20 protein-coding genes are annotated in these 17,908 nt (G+C 71.2%); 11 read left to right on the top strand and 9 right to left on the bottom strand.

Annotated elements, in window-relative coordinates; translation table 11 throughout:
- Positions 1–201: 201 nt before the first annotated feature.
- Positions 202–384, top strand: a complete 183-nt coding sequence (locus G9272_RS07095) for a hypothetical protein (protein ID WP_171395737.1) — start codon at positions 202–204, stop codon at positions 382–384.
- 99 nt (positions 385–483) lie between these two features.
- Here G9272_RS07095 and G9272_RS07090 read toward each other — a convergent pair whose 3' ends face one another.
- A complete protein-coding gene (locus G9272_RS07090; protein ID WP_171395736.1) occupies positions 484–1,392 on the bottom strand; it encodes a hypothetical protein in 909 nt (302 codons plus the stop codon).
- 138 nt (positions 1,393–1,530) lie between these two features.
- Positions 1,531–1,860: a hypothetical protein gene (locus G9272_RS07085; RefSeq protein WP_171395735.1), complete on the bottom strand. Its 330-nt coding sequence runs from the start codon at positions 1,858–1,860 to the stop codon at positions 1,531–1,533.
- Between the two features lie 99 nt (positions 1,861–1,959).
- On the opposite strand from G9272_RS07085, the gene G9272_RS07080 reads away from it, so the two are divergent.
- Positions 1,960–2,856, top strand: coding sequence for an oxygenase MpaB family protein (locus G9272_RS07080; protein ID WP_171395734.1), 897 nt, complete (start codon positions 1,960–1,962; stop codon positions 2,854–2,856).
- Here G9272_RS07080 and G9272_RS07075 read toward each other — a convergent pair.
- On the bottom strand, positions 2,842–3,366 hold the full coding sequence (locus G9272_RS07075; protein ID WP_171395733.1) for a PadR family transcriptional regulator: 525 nt from the start codon (positions 3,364–3,366) through the stop codon (positions 2,842–2,844). The genes G9272_RS07080 and G9272_RS07075 overlap by 15 nt on opposite strands.
- 157 nt (positions 3,367–3,523) lie before the next feature.
- Between G9272_RS07075 and G9272_RS07070 the strand changes: the two genes are divergently transcribed.
- On the top strand, positions 3,524–4,282 hold the full coding sequence (locus G9272_RS07070) for an alpha/beta fold hydrolase (RefSeq protein WP_171395732.1): 759 nt from the start codon (positions 3,524–3,526) through the stop codon (positions 4,280–4,282).
- A gap of 4 nt (positions 4,283–4,286) precedes the next feature.
- Here G9272_RS07070 and G9272_RS07065 read toward each other — a convergent pair whose 3' ends face one another.
- Positions 4,287–4,886: a class I SAM-dependent methyltransferase gene (locus tag G9272_RS07065; protein ID WP_171395731.1), complete on the bottom strand. Its 600-nt coding sequence runs from the start codon at positions 4,884–4,886 to the stop codon at positions 4,287–4,289.
- 152 nt (positions 4,887–5,038) lie between these two features.
- On the opposite strand from G9272_RS07065, the gene G9272_RS07060 reads away from it, so the two are divergent.
- The 5 genes from G9272_RS07060 (at position 5,039) to G9272_RS07040 (ending at position 10,167) form a co-directional block, all read left to right on the top strand.
- The gene (locus tag G9272_RS07060) at positions 5,039–5,833 is read left to right on the top strand and encodes an MHYT domain-containing protein (RefSeq protein WP_171395730.1); all 795 of its coding nucleotides are present in this window, start codon (positions 5,039–5,041) and stop codon (positions 5,831–5,833) included.
- 42 nt (positions 5,834–5,875) lie between these two features.
- Positions 5,876–8,446: a sensor histidine kinase gene (locus G9272_RS07055; RefSeq protein ID WP_171395729.1), complete on the top strand. Its 2,571-nt coding sequence runs from the start codon at positions 5,876–5,878 to the stop codon at positions 8,444–8,446.
- Positions 8,443–8,880 (top strand): roadblock/LC7 domain-containing protein, encoded by a 438-nt coding sequence (locus G9272_RS07050; protein WP_171395728.1) that lies wholly within the window; start codon positions 8,443–8,445, stop codon positions 8,878–8,880. The genes G9272_RS07055 and G9272_RS07050 overlap by 4 nt, the downstream gene beginning before the upstream one ends.
- Positions 8,881–8,902: 22 nt before the next feature.
- A complete protein-coding gene (locus G9272_RS07045; protein ID WP_171395727.1) occupies positions 8,903–9,313 on the top strand; it encodes a DUF742 domain-containing protein in 411 nt (136 codons plus the stop codon).
- 248 nt (positions 9,314–9,561) lie between these two features.
- On the top strand, positions 9,562–10,167 hold the full coding sequence (locus G9272_RS07040; protein WP_020125830.1) for a GTP-binding protein: 606 nt from the start codon (positions 9,562–9,564) through the stop codon (positions 10,165–10,167).
- Between the two features lie 20 nt (positions 10,168–10,187).
- Here the strand turns inward: G9272_RS07040 and G9272_RS07035 are convergent, their stop codons facing one another.
- Positions 10,188–10,616: a PPOX class F420-dependent oxidoreductase gene (locus G9272_RS07035; protein WP_171395726.1), complete on the bottom strand. Its 429-nt coding sequence runs from the start codon at positions 10,614–10,616 to the stop codon at positions 10,188–10,190.
- A gap of 105 nt (positions 10,617–10,721) precedes the next feature.
- Between G9272_RS07035 and G9272_RS07030 the strand changes: the two genes are divergently transcribed.
- Positions 10,722–11,135, top strand: coding sequence for a roadblock/LC7 domain-containing protein (locus tag G9272_RS07030; RefSeq protein ID WP_171395725.1), 414 nt, complete (start codon positions 10,722–10,724; stop codon positions 11,133–11,135).
- A gap of 139 nt (positions 11,136–11,274) precedes the next feature.
- Positions 11,275–12,162, top strand: a complete 888-nt coding sequence (locus G9272_RS07025; protein WP_171395724.1) for a DUF6397 family protein — start codon at positions 11,275–11,277, stop codon at positions 12,160–12,162.
- A gap of 25 nt (positions 12,163–12,187) precedes the next feature.
- On the opposite strand, the gene G9272_RS07020 is transcribed toward G9272_RS07025, so the two are convergent.
- Both G9272_RS07020 and G9272_RS07015 read right to left on the bottom strand, forming a co-directional pair.
- Complete coding sequence (locus G9272_RS07020; RefSeq protein WP_171395723.1) at positions 12,188–13,054, bottom strand: acyl-CoA thioesterase; 867 nt, start codon at positions 13,052–13,054, stop codon at positions 12,188–12,190.
- A gap of 31 nt (positions 13,055–13,085) precedes the next feature.
- Positions 13,086–15,599, bottom strand: coding sequence for a DEAD/DEAH box helicase (locus tag G9272_RS07015; protein ID WP_171395722.1), 2,514 nt, complete (start codon positions 15,597–15,599; stop codon positions 13,086–13,088).
- 145 nt (positions 15,600–15,744) lie between these two features.
- Here G9272_RS07015 and G9272_RS07010 point away from each other — a divergent pair, with 145 nt between their 5' ends.
- The gene (locus G9272_RS07010; protein WP_057605439.1) at positions 15,745–16,539 is read left to right on the top strand and encodes a metal-dependent hydrolase; all 795 of its coding nucleotides are present in this window, start codon (positions 15,745–15,747) and stop codon (positions 16,537–16,539) included.
- Positions 16,540–16,583: 44 nt separating this feature from the next.
- Here G9272_RS07010 and G9272_RS07005 read toward each other — a convergent pair whose 3' ends face one another.
- The gene (locus G9272_RS07005) at positions 16,584–16,841 is read right to left on the bottom strand and encodes a type B 50S ribosomal protein L31 (RefSeq protein WP_171395721.1); all 258 of its coding nucleotides are present in this window, start codon (positions 16,839–16,841) and stop codon (positions 16,584–16,586) included.
- A 96-nt stretch (positions 16,842–16,937) separates the two neighbouring features.
- The gene (locus tag G9272_RS07000) at positions 16,938–17,408 is read right to left on the bottom strand and encodes a DUF5709 domain-containing protein (protein WP_171395720.1); all 471 of its coding nucleotides are present in this window, start codon (positions 17,406–17,408) and stop codon (positions 16,938–16,940) included.
- Positions 17,409–17,908: the final 500 nt, after the last annotated feature.

Below are 17,908 nucleotides of genomic sequence, written 5' to 3'. Positions count from 1 at the left end.
CACTTCGGCGAGGAACGCGCACCGTGAATGGATCCGGTCCGGTCCCGGATCCATTCCGGTCCGCCAACCCGGGGCGGGACTTCTCAGGGGCGTCTCGGGGCTGTACCTCAGGGACGTCTCAGGGTCGAGTCCGGAACCGCGGGCGGCCTGGAGCCGTTTTCATGGCAGAGAGCGGCAGTGGCCGCGAAGGAGGCGACGCACATGTCGAGAAACGCGAAGATCGCCGCAGGGGGTGTGGCGGTCGGACTGCTGTTGTTGATCTGGCTGCCCTGGTGGGCTGCCCTGCTGATCGTGCTGGGGGTTCCGGCGGCGGCCTACCTCACCTTGGATCCCTCTCAGCGGCGCAGGCTGCGCCGTGCCACACGCAAGGAGCTCGGCCGCTGAGTGACGGGGACCGCGACGCGGTCCCCGTCCTCCCGTACATCCAGGCCGTCGGTGCCCATGGCATGGGCGTCGAACGGCCGCAGAGGAATCGCTGCGACCTCAGAGCGGCCGTACGGCCATCTTGTCGAGCGCCTCGAGGAGTCCGGGCAGCTCGGGTCCGCGGCCGACCGGCAGCACCTCGCCGGGCTCCTCGTCGAGCAGGACGAACGCGATGTCGTCGGTCCTGGCCACCAGTGACCAGCCGGGGCCGTCGGCACGCAGGGTGCGCGCGTCACCGGGAGCGAACGACGAACGGACGCGGCCGAGCGGAGGCGGGGCGTCCACGTAGGCGCGTACCTCGGCGAGGACGCGTCGGATGCCGCTGTGGCCCTTCACCGTGCCCTTCTTGGCCCCGTTGGCCCCGTTGGCCCCGTTGGCCCCCTCGGACCCGCCCGTCTCGTCGTCCCGGGCTCCCTGGTCGGCGCCGGCACCCGCATCCGCAGCGCTGCCCTCCTGAGGGCGGGCGAAGTCCGCGTCGTCGATCTGCTCGCGCCACAGGGCCCACTGGAGCGCGATCTCGTCGGCCCCCAGCCGTCGCTGGGCCGGACCCCAGGTGGTCGTGTCCGGAGGCGACAGCGCGGGGCCGTCCGCCACCTCGGCGGCGGGATCGTGCGGCGCGGGCACGCCGGGAGCCGCGACGGCGACCGCCAGCGGCCAGCCGGGCAGGGCGGCGACGACCGTCCGCTCGCCGGGCGACAGGTCGTATTCCATACCGCAGTCCCACGACGCGATGGCGACGGCCACCAGCGACACGTCGTCGATGACGACAGTCCACCGCGCGCCCTCGCCGTCCTGGCCCAGCACCAATCCGTACCCGTCGGCGAGCGGCGGGAGGCCGAGCGCCGCACAGGCCTCCGGGTAGTCGTCGCCCAGCGCGCTCGGGAACTTCGCCGGCGTCAGCAGCACCGCCGTGAGCACATAGAGCGCATCGTCCGCGGCGGCGACGGCGTCCTCGTCCGTCCCAGCCATCCCAGCCTCCCCATAGGTTTGTCCAACGGCGCGCACCCTAGTGCGGCGGGAAGGCGCTTGTCACGACTCCCCGACACACCCGGAGCTGCGGCTTTCCGGTCGGACGGGGCGAATCGACCACCCCGGCCGTCGGATGCGTCACGCCGACGGCAGTCCGAGGAGCTCACGAGCCACGGTACGGGGCGACTCGTCGCGCTCCCGGGCGAGCGCGATGACCGCGCGACAGGCCAGTTCGTTGACGCCGAAGGAGAGCGCCTCCGGCGACACCCAGCCCGCCGCCTCGTCGATCCTGTCCTGATCGTCCTCCGCGCACGCCGAGACGTACGCGGCGGCCGCCTCGAACAGATTGTGGGTGCGCTTCCCACCACCACGCGACTCCTTCTCGGGACGCCCCTCCCCGTCCGGACGCGACCGCGCGCGCATCGCGTCGCGGAATCTCCCGTAGGCCTTGCGGACCCTGTCCAACATGTCGACCGCCTTCCCCCTGCGTAGTTGCCCTGACTGATCCTTCATCTCCTGCTGTTCAACCTAGAGTTGGAGTTCCGGCGGCAGAAGGAGGACGGTGCGGTGAAGCGCTTCGAACGGCTCAGTCAGATCCGGCGGATGGACCCGTACGAGGACGCGTTCGAGATCTACCGACTCACCGCGGCGTACGAGTTCCCCTGGGACGTCACCCGCGCACTGGAACTGGCCCTGTACCGCACCTACGCGGTGCCGAGCATCGGGCGCCTGCTCGCCGAGACGGCGGAACTCACGGACCGCGCCCAGAAGCGCTACGACGACACCTCGCTCCTGCTCGACGCCGTCGTCGAGCACGGCTTCGACAGCGAGCAGGGCCGGACGGCCGTCGGGCGCATCAACCAGATGCACCGCTCGTACGACATCAGCAACGACGACATGCGGTACGTGCTCTGCACCTTCGTCGTGATGCCGAAGCGTTGGATCGACGCCTACGGATGGCGCAGGCTGTCGCGCCACGAGATCGTCGCCTGCACCGTGTACTACCGCGCCCTGGGGCAGCGCATGGGCATCAAGGACATCCCCGAGACCTACGAGGAGTTCGAGGCCTGTCTCGACGCCTACGAAGAGGCCCACTTCGCCTGGGACGAGGGTGCGCGGCGGGTCTCGGACGCCACGCTCACCCTGATGGCCTCCTGGTACCCGAGGCCGCTGGCACCCGTCCTGCGCAACGCCACACTCGCCCTGCTCGACGCACACCTTCTGAAGGCGTTTCGCTACACCCCTCCGAGTCCCATGGCCCGCGTGCTGGTGCGGGCGGCGGTACGCGCGCGTGGACGCGTGGTGCGACTGCTGCCGCCGCGCCGCGCACCCCACCACGCGCGACAGAACCGGGAGATCAAGGGTTACCCGAACGGCTACCGGCTGGGCGAGCTGGGCACCTGCCCGGCGCCTGGCGTCCGCGGCTGCCCCGTCCGGCACCCGGGTGGGTCAGCCGCCCAGTGAGGCGAGCGTGTCGCGCAGCCAGGTGAGCTCGGCCCGGGACGTGGCACGCGCGATGGTCAGCACACCGCGCCGGAACGGATCCTCCAGCTCTTCTGCCCGCAGCGGCCGGTCACCTTCGTAGAAGAAGCTCGCCGGCTCCTCCAGGAAGGCCAGTCGGCGGCGCAGCACGGCCGCCTGGGCGGCGGCGTCGTCCAGGTGCCGGAGGAAGGCGAGCACCGTGAACCAGCGGTTCTCGTCGGTGATGTCGCGCTGGGCGGGTTCGGCGAGCTGTCGGCGCAGTTCGCGCCTGCCCTCGTCGGTGAGGCTGAGGACATGGCGCGGAGCGGCGACGGCGCCGGGCTCGGTGGTGCGCACCAGGAGACCTGACTTCTCCAGCCGCTTGATCGTCGGGTAGAGGGTGCTTTCGGCCACCGGACGCACGTGTCCCGTCAGCGCCGTGATGCGTTTGCGCAGCTCGTAGCCGTGAAGCGGGGCGTCGTACAGAAAACCGAGGATGGCGAGCTCCAGCATGCCCGCATTCTGCCGCATACCAGTGGTACATCGATGCAGCATTACCTCAGTCATCGAGTACATCGGTCGCCGAATATAGCGTTGACGAGATACCTCGGTTGCGATGTATGTTGAGGGCCGCCGGAATCGACGGCGGTGACGAGCCGAGGGGGAAACGATGCGGCAGGCCGAGTTCGACGGTGCGGGCAGCCATGTCCGGTGGACCGAGTCACAGGGTGCGGAACCCGCGCGGGTGTACGTGCACGGACTGGGCGCGGCTTCGGCCGTCTACCACGCGCATGCGGCCGCCCGTCCCGAACTCGCCGGCCGGCGCAGCCTCTTCGTCGACCTGCCCGGACACGGCATCAGCGACCGCCCCGCGGGCTTCGGCTACACACTCGACGAACACGCCGACGCCCTGGCGGCCGCCCTGGACGCGGCGGGGGTGACCGGCGCCGAGCTGGTCGCCCACAGCATGGGCGGCTCCGTGGCCGTCGTCCTCGCCCACCGCCGGCCCGACCTGGTCGCCCGGCTCGTGCTCACGGAGGCCAATCTGGACGCCTTTCCGCCGCCCTCCGCGGGGAGCAGCGGGATCGCCTCGTACACGGAGGAGGAGTTCGTCGAGAGCGGGTACGCGCGCGTGCTGGGCAAGGTGGGGCCGATGTGGGCCGCGACCATGCGGCTGGCCGACCCGCGGGCTCTGCACCGCACCGCCGTCGGACTCAGGCGCGGGTCCGACCCGATCATGCGCGAGATCCTGGTCGGCCTCGACGCGGTGGAGCGCGTCTACCTCCAGGGTGAGCTGACCGGTGAGCTCGACGGAGCGGACGCCCTGGAGGCGGCGGGAGTGCGTGTGGTGACGGTCCCGGGCGCCGGCCACAACGTCATGTTCGACAACCCCGACGCCTTCGTGCGGGCGGTCGCCGGGCAGGTGTGAGCCCTCAGGCCTCGCGGACGGCGAGAGCCAGGAAGCGGTCGTCCTCGTCGGCGTACGACGTCATGTGCCAGCCCGAACCGGCCAGCATCGGGCGGAGGTTGGGTTCCGCACGCAGGTCCTCCGGGGTGAGCTGCCTTCCCTGACGGGCCGCGAGCGCCGCCCTGCCGATCGGGTGGAACAGTGCCAGCGTGCCGCCGGGGCGCACCACCCGTGCCAGCTCCCGCAGGTTTTCCTCCGGCCGCGGCAGGTGGGCGATGAGGCCGGCCGCGAACACGGCGTCCAGCGATGCGGAGCGAAAGGGGAGCGCGGTCACGTCGGCGAGCATCAGTCGCCCGGCCCGGTCGCGTCCGGCCCGTGCGGCCGCCGTCAGCATGGCCGGGGTCAGATCCGCCCCGACGACCACTCCCGACGGCCCCACGGCCGCACGCAGCGGCGTCAGGGCCCTCCCGGTGCCGCAGCCCGCGTCCAGCACACGGTCTCCCGCTCGCAGGCCGAGGTCGCCGACCGCGGCGGCGTAGGCGGGACCGTCGTCCGGGAAGCGGCTGTCCCAGTCCGCGGCCCGGGCGCCGAAGAACTCCTGAACGTGTGTGTGGTCGTCGCTCATGCTCCGCATGATCCCTCACCGACACGGACGACGCCTCGGTGCACATGTTCGAGCGTGACCCGATCGTTCCGGTGCACTACTGCGCCACATTTCAACACCTTTCGAAATGCGCCCCCTTTGTGCTCCCGTGTCCCGACTAGCCTCCCGTGGCCATGGGACACCTGGACCACGCAGCCTTCGGCTGGCTGACCCCCGTGCTGTCGTACGTGATGGCCTGCGTCGGCGCCGCCCTCGGGCTGCGCTGCACCGTGCGCGCGCTCGGCGCCACCGGACGCTCGCGCCGCAACTGGCTGATCACGGCTGCCTCGGCGATCGGCACCGGAATCTGGACCATGCACTTCGTGGCCATGCTCGGCTTCGCCGTCAGCGGCACCGACATCCGCTACGACGTTCCGCTGACCGTGCTCAGCCTTCTCGTCGCCATGGCCGTCGTCTGCGCCGGCGTCTTCGCCGTCGGCTACAGCCGTGACCGCACGCGCGCGTTGCTGATCGGCGGCCTCACCACCGGCCTGGGGGTGGCCAGCATGCACTACCTGGGCATGGCCGCCGTCCGGCTGCACGCCGACGTGACCTACGACCCCGTGCGCGTCGCACTGTCCGTCCTGATCGCCGTCGTCGCGGCGACCGCGGCTCTCTGGGCGGCGCTCAACATCAGGTCGCCGATCGCGGTCACCCTCGCCTCCCTCGTCATGGGCGCGGCGGTGAGCAGCATGCACTACACCGCGATGTTCGCGGTGAGCGTCCATGTCACGCCCTCCGGGGAGGCGCTGCCGGGGGCCTCGGCGATGCAGTTCATCTTCCCCCTCGCCGTCGGCCTCGGCTCCTATCTCTTCCTGACCTCGGCCTTCGTCGCGCTGTCGCCCACGACGGGGGAGCGTGAGGCGTCCGCCTCGGCCCAGCAACCCGTGGACAGCCTCACCGTCCGACAGCAGGCCCGGCCCGTCTGACGCGACCGGCCCGCCCCTGAACCCCTTCCGAGCGAGGAGGCCATGCGTACACCCCGTAGGACCCCCACGGCAGGCGCCGACGCGCCGCCCCCCACGCGCGGGCGCCGCGCCCACGCCGGACCCCCCGCCGACGAGGGCCCGGACGAGCGGAACGACACAGCGGCGGACGCGATACCCCCGCGCGCGGAGCGCTGGCGCATCAGGCCGCGCACCGTACGCGCCAAGATCGTCTGCCTGCTGATGGTGCCGGTCGTCTCCCTGCTCGCCCTGTGGGCGTACGCCACCGTCAGCACCGCCCAGGACGTGTCCGGGCTGCGCCAGTTGCAGCGCGTGGACTCCCAGGTCCGCGCCCCCGTGGCAGCCGCGGTGGCCGCTCTCCAGACCGAGCGGGCGGCCGCCGTGCGCTACGCGACCGAGCCCGCTCCCGGGCAGGCCGACGACCTGAAGACGCTCGCGGAACGCACGGACCGCGCGGTGGGCCGGCTACGGCTCGGCGACGACAGCACCGTCGCCGACGGCCAGGAACTGCCCACGGGAGTGGCCCAGCGGCTCGAGACGTTCGTCTCCGGGGCCGAGGGACTCCCCTCGCTGCGGACCGCGGTCCTCGAGGGCAGCGCCGGCTGGGAGGAGACGTACGGCCGGTACACGAGCACGATCTCGACGGCCTTCTCGGTCGGCGGTGCCCTCTCCGGCGTCCAGGACGCCGAACTCGGCTCGGACGCGCGCGTGCTGCTCGAGTTCTCCCGCGCGGGAGAGGCGCTGGCCCAGGAGGGCGTCGTGCTCGCCGGCGCGCGCCTCGCCGGACGCCTCGACGGAGAGCGCCTGCGGCTCTTCACCGGCGCCGTCGAAACCCGTCGCACCCTGACGGAATCGGCCGTCGCGGACCTGCGCGGGCCCGAACGCACCGCCTGGCAGCGCCTCGCCGCCGGCAGCGCCTACGCGGCCCTGCACGCCGCCGAGGACAAGGCCCTCGCCGACGGGCCCGGCGCGAAGGCGATCGCCGCCGCCCCCGCGAGCATCTGGGACAAGGCCCACGCGCGCGTGCAGAACGGGATGCGGACGATCGAGGCGGACGCCGGACGCGGTGTCGCCGACCGCGCCGACCCGTTCACCCGCGGTCTGCTCACCTCGGCCGGCGCCGCTGTCCTGCTGGGCCTCGCCGCCGTCGTCGCCTCGCTCGTCATCTCCGTGCGCATCGGCCGCGGACTCGTCGTCGAGCTGGTCAGCCTGCGCAACAGCGCCCTGGAGATCGCCCGGCGCAAACTCCCGGAGGCCATGCGGAAACTACGCGCCGGGGAGGAGATCGACGTCCGCGCCGAAGCGCCGCCGGGACCTCCCTCCGAGGACGAGACCGGCCAGGTCGCCCAGGCCCTGGGCACCGTGCACCGCGCAGCCCTGCGGGCCGCCGTGGAACGCGCCGAACTCGCCAGCGGCATCTCCGGCGTGTTCGTCAACCTCGCCCGCCGCAGCCAGGTCCTCGTCCACCGTCAGCTGAGCCTCCTGGACAGCATGGAGCGCCGCTCCGACGACCCGAACGAGCTGAGCGACCTCTTCCGGCTCGACCATCTCACCACCCGCATGCGGCGCCACGCGGAGAGCCTGATCATCCTCTCCGGGGCGGCGCCCGGCCGGGCCTGGCGCATGCCGGTGTCCCTCACCAACGTGGTCCGTGCCGCCGTCTCCGAGGTCGAGGACTACGCGCGCGTGGAGGTACGCCAGCTCCCGGAGGCAGCCGTCATCGGCACCGCCGTCGCCGACCTCACCCACCTGCTCGCCGAACTCGTCGAGAACGCCGCCCAGTTCTCGCCCCCGCACACGCGTGTGCGGGTCACCGGCGAACCCGTGGGCAACGGCTACGCCGTCGAGATCGAGGACCGTGGCCTGGGCATGGGCAAGGAGACCTTCACCGAGGCCAACCGGCGCATCGAGCAGTCCGAGGCGCTCGACCTGTTCGACAGCGACCAGCTCGGCCTGTTCGTGGTCAGCAGGCTCGCCGCCCGCCACGGCATCAAGGTCCATCTGCGGACCTCGCCCTACGGCGGCACCACCGCGGTGGTCCTGCTGCCGACGGCGCTGCTGCACAGCGCCAAGCCGGAACGTTCCGCCCGTGAGGTGACGGAGACCGAGCCGCAGCCCGCGGAACGCGTGTACGCGCGCGTGTCCGCCGCGGACCGGCACACCGCCGACCGGCGCCAGGAAGCCGTCCACGCCTCCACCGACCGCCCCGCGCTGGTGGCCCCCGTACGAGCCGCCCCCGTGCGGGCCGACGCCGAACCGGCGGCCGCCGACCCCCCGCCTCCCGGAGTCACCGCCTTGCGCCTGCACCGTCCCCCGGACGACGCCGAAGGATCGGACGACGCCGAAGGATCGGACGACCTCCCGCGCCGGGTACGGCAGGCCAACCTCGCCCCCCAACTGCGCAGGCCACTCGCCGAGGAACCGGCCCAGCCGCCCGGCCCGCGCGGCGACGAAGGGCGCACCCCCGAGCTCGTACGGGACCGGATGTCCGCGTACCGGGAGGGCTGGGCACGCGGCGGCGGCAGGCAGCCCGGCCACGGAGCCGCCCCGGAACCCGAACCGGGCAGCGACAGCAGCGAAGGAGACCCCAGATGATCCAGGACCCGAGCACGAGGTCGGCCCAACGGTCCGGCGAACTCGACTGGCTGCTGGACGACTTGGTGATGCGCGTGAGCGAGGTACGGCACGCCGTGGTGCTGTCCAACGACGGACTCGCCGTCGGTGCCTCGACCGATCTCAGGAGGGAGGACGCCGAGCACCTCGCCGCCGTCGCCTCCGGCTTCCACAGCCTCGCCAAGGGCGCGGGCCGCCACTTCGGCGCCGGCGGAGTGCGCCAGACCATGGTGGAGATGGACGACGGCTTCCTGTTCGTGGCCGCCGCGGGCGACGGCTCCTGCCTGGCCGTCCTCACCGCCGTGACCGCCGACATCGGCCTCGTCGCGTACGAGATGGCGCGGCTGGTCAAGCGGGTCGGAGAGCACCTCTACACGGCGCCACGGCTCGCCGCGCGCCCACCCGCCGCCGGATGAGGCCAGAGAGCGACCCACGCAGATGACCGAGGACATGACCGGCACCCCGCGCGAGCTGGGCAGCCAGTGGTACGACAACGAGGCCGGTCCGCTCGTCCGCCCGTACGCCATGACGGGCGGACGCACGAAACCGGGCCCCACCGGAGTGCGCTTCGACCTGATCGCCCTGGTCACCCTGGATCCGGGCGCGCCGAGCACGGACGGCATGGCGCTCGGACCGGAACACCGCGCCCTGATCGGACTCTGCCGCACGGAGACCCAGTCCGTCGCCGAACTCTCGGCGGGCGCGGACCTTCCCGTGGGCGTGGTCCGGGTGCTCCTCGGAGACCTGCTGGAACTCGGCTGCGTCACCGTCAGTCGCCCGGTCCCGCCCGCGCAGCTGCCCGACGAACGGATTCTGCGCGAGGTGATCGAGGGGTTGCGAGCGCTGTAGATGACCCTCGGACGGACCCGGACGCGTACGGACCCACCGCACACCGACTCGTGCGCGCCTTCGGACACCGAACACACAAGAGTCGGTCACATCGGGCAGATAGCGGTCGAACCCCTCGGAAAGGGGCCGCGGTTGTCATGATGCTGACTTCGCACTCCGGCGCCGAAGCCGCGCGCGACCGCAGCGCCGAGCCACGGCACCCACGTACCGACCTCGACCGTTGCCGACACTCCCGAGAGAAGTGATCCATGGTCTCCGAACACTCCGACACCACGGGCGGCGACACCGCTCCCCTGGCGTTGAAGATACTGGTCGCCGGAGGGTTCGGCGTGGGCAAGACCACCATGGTGGGCGCGGTCAGCGAGATCAAGCCGCTGCGCACCGAGGAACTGCTCAGCGAGGCCGGACAGTCGGTGGACGACACCGACGGCGTGGACCAGAAGGTCACGACGACCGTCGCCATGGACTTCGGCCGGATCACCATCCGCTCCGGCCTCTCCCTCTATCTGTTCGGCACCCCTGGGCAGGACCGCTTCTGGTTCCTGTGGGACGAGTTGTCTCAGGGGGCCCTGGGCGCGGTGGTCCTCGCCGACACCCGGCGTCTGGAGGACTGCTTCCCCGCGGTCGACTACTTCGAGCACCGGCACATCCCGTTCGTGGTGGCCGTCAACTGCTTCGTGGGCACGCGGACATACGGCGCCCAGGACGTCTCGCGCGCCCTCGACCTCGACGGCGGCACCCCCGTCGTCCTGTGCGACGCCCGCGACCGCGACTCGGGGAAGGAGGTACTGATCCGGCTGGTCGAGTACGCCGGGCGGATGCACACCGCCCGGCTGCTCGACTCCGTGGGCTGACCCCGCCCACGTCGGCCCGGTCAGGCCGCGATGCCCTTCTGCGCCAGGACCTTGTCGATGGCGACACGGACGAGCAGTTCGCCCGGAACCCCGTTGCGGGCACCGAACTCCTCCGCCCGCTCCTCACCCATGTACCGCGCCGCGATACGAGTCGCCCAGTGCCGTACCTCGTCGAGGTCCTCCGAGATGCGGGCCCGGCCCCGCAGCACCACGTAGTCGAAGGGCGGCCGGTCGTCGTCCACGCACAGGGCGACCCGGCCGTCCCGCGCCAGATTGCGCCCCTTCACCGTGTCCTTGCCGGTGTTGAACACCACCTCGTCCCCGTCGAGCAGGAACCAGAGCGGTGCCACATGCGGACTTCCGTCGGCCCGTACGGTGGACAGCTTTGCGGTGCGGGTTCCGTATGCGACGAAGGCCCGCCATTCCTCATCGGTCATCTTCTGTGCCATGCCGCCATCCTCCTTGCTCCCGCGGCCGCTCCTGGGGAAGGCTGGCGGGCAGATTCTCCGGCGAGGCGGAGAGTCACACGGGGAATGTCACACGGGGAGCGGGACATGGCGCAGAACCAGGGGCTGGGCTGGCTGTTGGACGACCTGACGGAGCGCGTCGACCATGTACGGCACGCACTCGTCCTGTCCAACGACGGGCTGGTGGCGGGTGCGAGTACGGGACTGCTCCGGGAGGACGCGGAGCACCTCGCCGCCGTCTCGTCCGGACTGCACAGCCTGGCGAAGGGATCGGGGCGTCACTTCAGCGCGGGCCGAGTGCGCCAGACGATGATCGAGTTCGACGACGCGGTGCTGTTCGTCACCGCCGCGGGCACCGGCAGCTGTCTGTGCGTGCTCAGCGAGGCGGAGGCCGACATGGGCCAGATCGCCTACGAGATGACCCTGCTCGTCAACCGGGTCGGAGAGCACCTCACCGTGGACGCCCGGCAGCCCGACCGCGCACCGCTCGAAGACTTCTGACCTGCACCTTCACCTTCCTCCGTGGAGTTATCCACAGGCTCGCCTCGATGTCGGCGATTCCGGCTACGGTTTTTTTCCGAGGCCACCGCCGACCGTGCGGGCCTGCTCCACTCCACTTCACTCCACGGGGGAGACGACCATGTCCGGCAACACCGTCACACGACCACACTCCGCTTCCTGCACGCCGAGCCGGGCAGCGCGGGAACTGGATCTGAAGCGGAGCGAGTTCGACCTCGCCGTGCACCTCGGGCGCATCAGGACCGTGCCCGACGAAGGCGGCGGGGGCCGTCGGGTGGCCCGGGCGGAGATCGAACGTCTGCGCTCGGACCCTTGCTTCCCCGAGGCGCTGCGCGCGAGCGTGCTGGCCGTGGGGACCAGCGAAGGCGCCGCCATCATGGGCGTGCCCCCGGCCCGGTTCACCCGCCTCGCGCGCCTGGGACTGGTGGTGCCGGTCAGGTTCTATCTGAATCGCTATCGAGTCGTCGTCTGGCTCTATCTCGCCGACGAACTCAAGCAGTTCGCCACTGACGGGACCAACGCCTTCCTGCTGACCGGCCGGACACCCGAGGTGCTGCGGAGTCAGCTGGCCGCGGGTGTCGACCTGCGGCCCCGGAACTGGCGGGGACGCCATCTGGGCTTCCTGCACCGACAGGCCGACGGCCCCTGGCAACGCGCCGGTGTCCTGGCCGGGTTCCTCGACCCCCTCCAGGTCGCGGCGATCGTCAAGGACCCCTACGAACGCTCCCACCTGAACAGGTTCCGGCCGGGACCGCCGGCCCACGGCACCCCCGGCACACCGGCCGCGCACCTCGTGGAGAAGATCATGACGGCCGACGACCCCGACGAGATCGACTGGCTGAGGTACGACCTGGAACGAACCCTGGACGAGGCACGCGCCGAGCAGCCCGCGCCACGGCCGGCCTCGAAAAGGGCCCCGACGCCCCCGGCCGGGCCACCGGACCCGCCCGACGAGCCCGACCGGCCGACCCGCGGTCTACTGAGCCGGCTATGCCGCCGAAGCGGGTGACGCACCGGATCTACAGTGCCCGGATCTACAGGGCCCGGAACAGCCCCTCCTGGACGACGGACACCAGCAGGCGCCCCTCCAGGTCGTAGATCCGCCCGCGGGCCAGCCCGCGTCCGCCGGTGGCGATCGGCGACTCCTGGTCGTACAGGAACCACTCGTCCGCGCGGAACGGCCGATGGAACCACATCGCGTGGTCCAGCGACGCCATGTCGAAGTTCCGCGGACCCCACAAGGGCTCGACCGGGAGGCGGACGGCGTCCAGGAGGGTCATGTCACTGGCGTACGTCAGCGCGCAGGTGTGGACGAGCGGGTCGTCGCCGAGCGGCCCGACCGCGCGCATCCACACCGCGCTGCGCGGCTCGGCTTCCTCGACGTCCTCGGCGCTCCAGCGCAACCGGTCCGCGTACCGGATGTCGAAGGGCTGACGGCGCGCCATCCGCTCCAACTGCTCGGGCAACTCGCCCAGATGCTTCCGGATCTCCTCGACGACCGTCGGCAGGGACTCCGGGTCCGGGACCTCGCGAGCCGGCGGCAGCTGGTGCTCGAAGGGACCTTCCTCAGGCTTGTGAAAGGAGGCGGTGAGATTGAAGATCGTGCGCCCCTGCTGCACGGCGGTGACCCGGCGGGTCGTGAAGGACCGCCCGTCCCGCACCCGTTCGACCTGGTACACGATCGGCACACCCGGCCGGCCCGGGCGAAGGAAGTACGCGTGCAGCGAGTGCACGGGCCGGTCTCCTTCGGTGGTCCGGCCGGCCGCGACCAGCGCCTGGCCCGCCACCTGGCCGCCGAAGACCCGCTGGAGGGACTCCTGCGGGCTGCGGCCGCGGAAGATGTTGACCTCGATCTGCTCGAGGTCGAGCAGGTCGACGAGCCTCTCGGCCGGATTCGTCATCGGTGCGCTTCTCCTGTGCCCTCTTCGGTACTCACAACTGGCCGACGGATGTGACGCGGACGACCGCGCGGCCCTCGGCGTCGGAAGCCGTGAGGTCGACCTCCGCGCTGATGCCCCAGTCGTGGTCGTCGTTCGGGTCGTCGAAGATCTGGCGGACCCGCCACAGGGCGTTCTGCGGCTCCTCCTGGATGACGAGCAACTTGGGGCCCCGGGCGTCCGGGCCGGTGCTGAGGTCGTCGTACTCGTCCCAGTACTTGTCCATCGCCTCGCCCCAGGCGTCGGCGTCCCAACCGGACTCGCCGTCCAGCTCGCCGAGTTCGTCGACGTGGTCGAGAGCGGCGAGCTCGACACGGCGGAACATCGCGTTGCGGACCAGCACCCGGAAGGCACGCGCGTTGGCCGTGACCGGCTTGACCTCGTCGGCCTTCTCCTGGGCCTCCTCGGCGGTCATCTCCGCCGGGTTGGCGAGCTGCTCCCACTCGTCCAGCAGGCTCGAGTCCACCTGGCGCACCATCTCGCCCAGCCACTCCACCAGGTCCTGGAGATCCTCCGACTTGAGGTCGTCCGGGACGGTGTGGTCGAGGGCCTTGTAGGCGCCGGCCAGGTAACGCAGCACGATGCCCTCGGTGCGGGCCAGCTCGTAGTGGGACACCAGCTCGGTGAACGACATCGCCCGCTCGTACATGTCACGGATGACGGACTTCGGCGACAACGGATGGTCGCCGACCCACGGGTGGCTCTTGCGGTAGGTGTTGTACGCGTGGAAGAGCAGCTCCTCCAGGGGCTTCGGGTACGCGATGTCCTGGAGGCGCTCCATCCGCTCCTCGTACTCGACGCCGTCCGCCTTCATCGCGGCCACCGCCTCACCGCGCGCCTTGTTCTGCTGAGCCGCCAGGATCTGACGCGGGTCGTCCAACGTGGACTCCACGACGGAGACCATGTCGAGAGCGTAGGAAGGCGACTCCGGGTCGAGGAGTTCGAACGCGGCCAGCGCGAAGGTGGACAGCGGCTGGTTCAGCGCGAAGTCCTGCTGGAGGTCCACGGTGAGGCGGACGACGCGGCCGGTGCCGTCCGGTTCGTCGAGCTTCTCGACGATCCCGCCGTCCAGCAGCGAGCGGTAGATCGCGATCGCGCGCCGGATGTGCCGAATCTGCTGCTTGCGCGGCTCGTGGTTGTCCTCGAGCAGATGCCGCATCGCCTCGAAGGCGTTGCCGGGCCGGGCGATCACCGACAGCAGCATCGTGTGCGTGACCCGGAAGCGGGACGTCAGCGGCTCCGGCTCGGACTCGATGAGCTTGTCGAAGGTGTTCTCCGCCCAGCCCACGAATCCTTCGGGCGCCTTCTTGCGCACCACCTTGCGACGCTTCTTCGGGTCGTCACCGGCCTTGCTCAGAGCCTTCTCGTTCTCGATGACGTGCTCGGGAGCCTGCGCCACCACCAGACCCGCCGTGTCGAAGCCGGCCCGGCCGGCCCGGCCCGCGATCTGGTGGAACTCACGGGCCCGCAGGGTACGCACCCGGTTGCCGTCGTACTTGGTCAGCGCCGTGAACAGCACGGTGCGGATGGGCACGTTGACGCCCACGCCGAGGGTGTCCGTACCGCAGATCACCTTCAACAGGCCGGCCTGGGCGAGCTTCTCCACCAGACGCCGGTACTTGGGCAGCATGCCGGCGTGGTGGACGCCGATGCCGTGCCGCACGTAGCGCGAGAGGTTCTGGCCGAACTTCGTGCTGAAGCGGAAGTTGCCGATCAGGTCGGCGATCCGGTCCTTCTCCTCGCGCGAGCACATGTTGATGCTCATCAGCGCCTGCGCCCGCTCCACGGCCTGCGCCTGGGTGAAGTGCACGATGTAGACGGGCGCCTGCTTCGTCACCAGCAGGTCGCTGAGCGTCTCCGTCATCGGGGTGAACCGGTACTCGTAGGACAGCGGCACCGGCCGCGTCGCCGAGCGGACCACCGACGTGGGGCGGCCGGTGCGCCGGGCGAGGTCCTTCTCGAAGAACGACACGTCGCCGAGCGTGGCCGACATGAGCACGAACTGCGCCTGGGGCAGCTCCAGGATGGGGATCTGCCACGCCCAGCCGCGGTCGCCCTCCGCGTAGAAGTGGAACTCGTCCATGACGACCTGGCCGACATCGGCGTTCTTGCCGTCGCGCAACGCGATCGAGGCGAGCACTTCGGCGGTGCAGCAGATGACCGGGGCGTCGGAGTTCACGGACGCGTCGCCGGTCAGCATGCCGACGTTCTCCGTGCCGAAGATCTTGCACAGCTCGAAGAACTTCTCCGACACCAGCGCCTTGATCGGAGCCGTGTAGAAGGTGACCTCGTCGCGGGCGAGCGCCGCGAAGTGAGCGGCCGCCGCGATCATGCTCTTGCCGGAGCCGGTAGGCGTCGACACGATCACGTTCGCCCCGGAGACCACCTCGATCAGCGCCTCCTCCTGGTGGGGGTAGAGCGTCAGACCACGCTCCTGCGCCCAGGACTCGAAGGCTTCGTACAGGGCGTCGGGATCTGCGGTCGGCGGCAACTGATCGATGAGGGTCACGCCCCCATCTTGCCTGCCCTCGCCCCTGATGGGGGAATCGGATGCAGGCCCGAAGATCACGACCGCTACGCTGTGTCGCCGACGGAGCGTCAACGCACCCGGTCAACTGGACAGCGGCATTCGAGGAATAGGGCGGGCACCGGCCATGATGGGACCAGCACACTCACTGTCGGGCGCGGCCGCCTGGCTCGGCGTCGGTGCGGCCGCCGCCGCGGCCGGACACACGATGCCCTGGCCGGTTCTGCTCGCGGGTGCGCTGATCTGCGCCGGAGCCGCGCTCGCCCCGGACCTCGACCACAAGGCAGCCACCATCTCGCGGGCCTTCGGACCCGTCTCGCGCTGGCTGTGCGAGATCGTCGACAAGCTCTCCTACGCCGTCTACAAGGGCACCAGGAAGCAGGGCGACCCGCGCCGCTCCGGAGGCCACCGAACCCTGACGCACACCTGGCTGTGGGCCGTCATGATCGGCGGAGGCGCCTCGGCGCTGGCGATCACCGGTGGCCGCTGGGCGGTCCTGGCGCTTCTCTTCGTGCACATGGTGCTGGCGATCGAGGGGCTGCTGTGGCGGGCGGCCCGGGGATCCAGCAGCGATGTGCTGGTGTGGCTGCTTGCCGCCACCAGCGCCTGGATCCTCGCCGGTGTCCTGGACAAGCCCGGCAACGGCTCGGACTGGTTGTTCACGGACCCGGGCCAGCAGTACCTGTGGCTGGGGCTGCCGATCGTGCTGGGCGCCCTGGTGCACGACATCGGCGACGCGCTGACCGTCTCCGGCTGCCCGGTCCTGTGGCCCATCCCGATCGGGCGCAAGCGCTGGTACCCGATCGGTCCGCCCAAGGTGATGCGGTTCCGGGCCGGCAGCTGGGTCGAGCTGAAGGTGTTGATGCCGGTGTTCATGCTGCTCGGGGGAGTGGGCGGCGCGGCCGCCCTCAACTACATCTGACGAGCGACCCGACGGGTGCCGTCGGCGGTGGCGGCGGCACCGGTTCAGGTCATCGCCCCGCCGTCGCCGTAGCGTCGCTCGAAGCGGGCGACCCGCCCCTCCGTGTCCACGGTGCGCGCCTTGCCGGTGTAGAAGGGGTGGCTCTCGGAGGAGATCTCCACATCCACGACCGGGTAGGTCTCGCCGTCGTCCCACTCGATGGTCTGATCGCTGGTGGCGGTGGACCGGGTCAGGAAGGCGTAACCGGCGGTCCGGTCGCGGAACACGACCGCGTGGTAGTCGGGCTGCTTGTCCTGCTGCATGAGAGCTCCTCGTGCGATGACAGTGGCGATGGCGATGGCGATGGTGACGGAGATGGCGGCGACCGGCCGGGAACGGTCGGGTCGGCCGTGGTCGGGTCAGCCGGACAGGGCGTCCTCGTCGACGATGTGCATCGCGGCCTCCTCGGCGGAGGCGGCCGCGCCGTCGATGCCCACGTCCGTGGCGATCAGTGCGCTCTCCTCGTCCTCGTGGGCTCCCTCGTCCGGCGCCACGAGCCTGCCGGAGCGTGCGGAGCCGACCTCGTTGTCGAGGAGTTCCCCGTCGGTGCCGTCGCAATCGCCGAGGCCGTCGCCGTCCGGCGCATCCGGCTCCGGGATCTCCTCCGCGAGCCGCTGGTCCAGGCTCTCGCCCTGTCGGCGCTCCGCGGCGGTCACACCGTCGTGTTCCACCGCCCAGGGTCGGTCCGGAGGGGACCAGCCGCGGTCGAGGGGGTCCTCGACGCCGTCGTTCTCCAGCGTGTCCTCGGCGTCGAGCAGTCCCGAGTCTTCCTGGATGTCGGACGCGTCGGGCTGGTAGACGTCGTCCCCCCATCCGTCGGCACTGTTCACGGGTACCTCCAGGGGGTGACGGCCCCGTACTCATCGCGGTCGGCGGCGGGGTGCCGTCGCACGGGGCACCGGTCGAGCGCGGTGTGTTCCGGAGGGATCCCGACTGCATTCCGCGCGGGTGCCGCTATCCAGCGTTCCACCCCGCTTCGGGACCGCGCAACGCCAGAGGACGCACGAGGGCCGGGCCGGGCCACCTCCGCCCCGGCGCGGGGGCCGCGACCCGAGGCCGCCCCCGTCCCCGGGGCACGCAGGTCGCTGCCCTGCGAGGGGCCGGCCGAGGGCACCGGCACCGCCCCGGGCACCGGTACCGCCCCGGGCACCGGTACCGACCCAGGCACCGGTACCGACCCAGGCACCGGTACCGGTACCGAAACCCAGGCACCGGCACCGGGCCAAGCACCGACCCAGGCACCGGCACTGACCCAGGCACCGGTACCGGCACGGGCACCGGGCCAGGCATTGGCACTACCCCAGGCACTGGTCAACGGCCCGGGCACTGG

Origin of the sequence: Streptomyces asoensis, assembly GCF_013085465.1 — a bacterium.
GTDB classification, from domain to species: Bacteria; Actinomycetota; Actinomycetes; order Streptomycetales; family Streptomycetaceae; genus Streptomyces; species Streptomyces cacaoi_A.
Note: the sequence above shows the minus strand (reverse complement) of the source record. Positions and strands in the feature narration are given on the sequence as shown.